This window comes from Aquitalea sp. FG25 (genome assembly GCF_057809375.1).
The window spans coordinates 1-3,751 of sequence record NZ_JBMDJV010000056.1 but is presented as its reverse complement, the minus strand read 5'-3'; the positions used below and the strand labels follow the sequence as shown (position 1 = coordinate 3,751).

Here is a 3,751-nt window from a genome sequence, read left to right as displayed (position 1 = left end):
GCAGCCCTTGTTGTTCAACACCTCACCTACCCTTCAGCCAACGTCACAACGCCGCCGCAGGGCGGTTTAGCACCCCACTCAGTACCACTCGATCCCGGTCTTTTCGGTGGAGATGATGGTGCCCGCTTCGCCCTTGACGATCTTCTCGATGTCTTCCAGTGCGCCAATCACGGCGCGCTTGCCGGTCAGGCGGGCAAATTCGCAGGCGGCTTCCACTTTCGGGCCCATCGAACCCGCCGCAAAGCCCAGTTTGTCCATTTCGTCCGGGTGGGCGTGGCGGATGGCTTTGGCTTCGGGGGTGCCCCAGCCAACAAACACGCTCTTCACGTCGGTGGCGATGACGAAGTAGTCGGCGTCCACTTCGCGCGCCAGCAGGGCGGAGGCCAGGTCTTTGTCGATCACCGCTTCTACGCCCACCAGTTTGTCACCCTGGTACATGGTGGGGATGCCGCCGCCGCCGGCAGCAATCACCACCGCGCCTTTTTCGATCATCCATTTGATCGGGCGCATTTCGAAGATGCGTTTCGGTTTCGGGCTGGGGACTACGCGGCGGTAGTAGTCGCCGTCGGCTTTGACTGTCCAGCCATGGCTGGCGGCCAGCGCTTCGGCTTCTTGCTTGCTGTACACCGGGCCAACGAACTTGGTGGGGTTCTGGAAGGCGGGGTCGGCAGCGTCGACTTCGGTCTGGGTGAGGATGGTGGCCAGCGGCACTTCAAACGGCAGCACGTTGCCCAGTTCCTGTTCGATCATGTAGCCGATCATGCCTTCGGTCTGGGCACCCAGTACATCCAGCGGATACGGGGTGACCTTGCCGTCGACGTGGCGGGCGTAGGCGTCGTTTTGCAGGCCCAAGAGGCCCACTTGCGGGCCGTTACCGTGGCACATCACCAGGTTGTGGCCCAGCCGGGTGACGGCGGCCAGTTGTTCGGCGGCCACTTTGACGTTGGCGCGTTGGTTGTCAGCGGTCATGGCTTCGCCACGACGTTGCAGGGCATTGCCGCCCAGGGCTACGACGACTCGCATGATGTTTCCTTTTCTGGCCCTGTCCGCGTGGTGGGGACAGTGGCGTTGACGGCCTGCTTGGGCAGTCCATCTTATTTCTGATGTGGTGGCCGGACTTCCCGCAGGAAAGTGGGGCCGGGATGGGGGTGAGATCCGGCTGAGTGAGGGGGCCGGATCTCGGGCCACTCCACGGCTTCAGGGGTGTGCCGTCGCGGAGGGTAAAACGGTGTTGCGGTCAGACTGTAACGACTGGCAATGCGGCAGGGCTTTGCCACCGCGCCGCGTAACAAGGGCGACGTGGCAAAGTCAGCGCAGCGGCTGCTGCTAGGCGCGCCGCCGCAGACAGTACAAGTCGTACGGCAAGGCGGCGCAACAACGCAGCAGGGCTTTGCCACGTTGTCCAGTCTTAGTCGCCCAGGGTGGCAACCAAAATGGCCTTGATGGTGTGCATGCGGTTCTCGGCTTGTTCGAAGGCAATGCAGGCTTCGCTTTCGAACACTTCTTCGGTCACTTCAATGCCATTGGCCAGGTCCGGGTATTGCGCGGCAATTTCCTTGCCCACCTTGGTTTCGCTGTTGTGGTAGGCCGGCAGGCAGTGCATGAACTTGACTTGCGGGTTCTGGGCAGCGGCCATCAGGGCGGCATTCACTTGGTAAGGCTTCAGCAGGCGGATGCGTTCGGCCCAGACTTCGGCCGGTTCGCCCATCGAGACCCAGACGTCGGTGTGGATGAAGTCAGTGCCCTTGACGGCTTCGGCGGCGTCTTCGGTCAGGGTGATGCGGGCGCCGGTCCTGGCGGCGATGGCACGGCATTCGGCCACCAGTTCGTCAGTCGGCCACAGGTGTTTCGGCGCGCCGATGCGTACGTCCATGCCCAGCTTGGTGCCAATCACCAGCAGGGAGTTGCCCATATTGTTGCGGGCGTCGCCCAGGTAGGTGTAGCTGATTTGCGAGATGGGCTTGTCGCTGTTTTCCCACATGGTCAGCACGTCGGCCAGCATCTGGGTGGGGTGCCATTCGTCGGTCAGGCCGTTGTATACCGGCACACCGGCAAACTTGGCCAGTTCGTTTTCCACCATGTCTTGGTCGAAGCCACGGTATTCGATGGCGTCATACATGCGACCCAGCACACGGGCGGTGTCTTTCATCGATTCCTTGATGCCGATCTGCGAGCCGGACGGTCCGAGGTAGGTGACGTTGGCGCCTTGGTCGTAGCAGGCCACTTCAAACGCGCAGCGGGTACGGGTGGAGGTTTTTTCGAAGATCAGGGCGATGTTCTTGCCCTTCAGGTGTTGCTGTTCGGTGCCGGTGTATTTGGCGCGTTTCAGGTCGCGGGCCAGATCGAGCATGTAGCGGATTTCGCGCGGGGTGAAGTCCAGCATGCGGAGGAAGTTGCGGTTGCGCAGATTGAAGGCCATGGTAACACTCCTTGTTTCGGTGCCGGGTGGCGGGCATTGGGCCGACGCCACCGGGCGAGATTGATGTGTTTGCTGTGCTGCGGGTGCAGCGGTTTAAATCTTCACTTCGTCACGGATGATCGGGCAGGTCATGCAGTGACCACCGCCACGGCCACGGCCCAGTTCGGAGGCCGGAATCTCGATCACTTCCACACCGTGCTGACGCATCAGCTTGTTGGTGTAGGTGTTGCGGTCGTAGGCCACTACCACGCGGCGGTCCAGTGCCACCACGTTGTTGCCGTCATCCCATTGTTCGCGTTCGCGTTGGTAGGCATCGCCGGCGGTCTGGATGATGTGCACTTCTTTCAGGCCCAGTGCCTGGCGCACTACTTCGGTAAACGGCACGCCGTCGTGGCGTTCGAAGCGGATTTCGCCTTCTTTGTCCGTAGCGTAGATGCTGGTGCAGACGATGTCGTTAACCACATCCGGGAACACCGACAGCAGGTCGATATCGAGGAAGCTGAACACGGTGTCCAGGTGCATGGCGGCACGCGATTTAGGCATCTGGCAGGCAATCACACGGGTGGCGCCGCCTTCCTTGCCCAGCACGTTCTTGGCCACTTGCACCACGGCTTGCGGGCTGGTGCGTTCGCCCATGCCAATCAGTACCACGCCGTTGCCGATCGGCATCACGTCGCCACCTTCCAGCGTGGCCGGGCCGTGGTTCTTGTCGCAGTCGCCCCACCATACCTTCACCTTGCCGGCGAAGTACGGGTGGTGCTGGTAGATGGCTTGCAGGATCAGGGTTTCCTGACGGCGGGCCGGCCAGTACATCGGGTTCAGCGTCACGCCTTCATAAATCCAGCAGGACGGGTCGCGCTGGAACAGGCTGTTGGGGATCGGCGGAATAACGAATTCGGACTGGTCCAGATAGCCGCCAAACAGGCCTTTGGGGTCGAACGGCAGTTCAAACTTGGCGATACCGCCGATCAGGTGTTCGGCCAGTTGGGTGGAGGGCATTTCGTCCAGCCAGCTACGCAGGTCGGTCAGCATGCCGATACCGACGTTGTCAGCCTTGACCTTGCGGTCCAGCAACCAGCTGCGGGCGGCCTTGTCGTCCAGCACCTGGGCCAGGGCGTCGTGGGCTTCGATCACGTGGATGCCACGGGCACGCATCTGTTCAACCATGTAGGCGTGGTCTTTTTGGGCGCGTTCCACCCAGATCACGTCATCGAACAGCAGGTCGTGGCAGTTGTCGGGGGTGAGGCGTTTGTGGGCCAGGCCCGGACGGCACACCATCACGCTGCGCAGCTTGCCGCATTCGGAATGCACACCAAATTTGTTGGTCATGAT

At 61.7% G+C, this 3,751-nt stretch carries 3 protein-coding genes; all 3 read right to left on the bottom strand.

What is annotated here, in order from left to right:
- Positions 1-78: 78 nt before the first annotated feature.
- Positions 79-1,023 carry a carbamate kinase gene (gene arcC, locus ACODR9_RS24215; protein WP_488813225.1) on the bottom strand — a complete coding sequence of 315 codons (945 nt, stop codon included), beginning with the start codon at positions 1,021-1,023 and terminating at the stop codon, positions 79-81.
- A gap of 385 nt (positions 1,024-1,408) precedes the next feature.
- Entirely contained in the window at positions 1,409-2,419 is a 1,011-nt protein-coding gene (locus ACODR9_RS24210; RefSeq protein ID WP_488813223.1) for an ornithine carbamoyltransferase, read from the bottom strand.
- 93 nt (positions 2,420-2,512) lie between these two features.
- Positions 2,513-3,748 carry an arginine deiminase gene (locus ACODR9_RS24205; RefSeq protein ID WP_488813227.1) on the bottom strand — a complete coding sequence of 412 codons (1,236 nt, stop codon included), beginning with the start codon at positions 3,746-3,748 and terminating at the stop codon, positions 2,513-2,515.
- Positions 3,749-3,751 lie beyond the last annotated feature (3 nt).